1 protein-coding gene is annotated in these 267 nt (G+C 68.5%); it reads right to left on the bottom strand.

The genetic code is table 11. The annotated features are described in order from the left end of the window. The coding region (locus SB725_RS31590; protein WP_410923371.1) for an SNF2-related protein at positions 1-267 on the bottom strand (267 nt) is incomplete at both ends.

The following is a 267-nucleotide window of genomic DNA, read 5'->3' as shown; positions in this document are numbered from 1 at the left end:
CAGGTGTTCGAGGTCGCGGGGTACCAGGGCGTAGGTGGTCAGGACCAGGTCGTAGTCGTGCAGCGCGGCAAAATGCTTGCTGCGCCCCGGGCCGTGTAACGCCAGCACGCGCAGGTCGGGGGCGAAGCGTTGGGCTTCGTCGAGCCAGTTCGGTACCAGGCTGGTCGGCATCACAGCCAGGGCCGGGGCGGTCAGGCGCCCGGACTGTTTTTCCAGCAGCAGGTGCGCCAGGGCCTGCAGGGTCTTGCCCAGGCCCATGTCATCGCC

The organism is Pseudomonas sp. SIMBA_041, from assembly GCF_046535095.1.
Lineage (GTDB): Bacteria > Pseudomonadota > Gammaproteobacteria > Pseudomonadales > Pseudomonadaceae > Aquipseudomonas > Aquipseudomonas mucoides.
The sequence above is the reverse complement of the archived record's forward strand: the minus strand, read 5'-3'. Positions and strand labels throughout refer to the sequence as shown.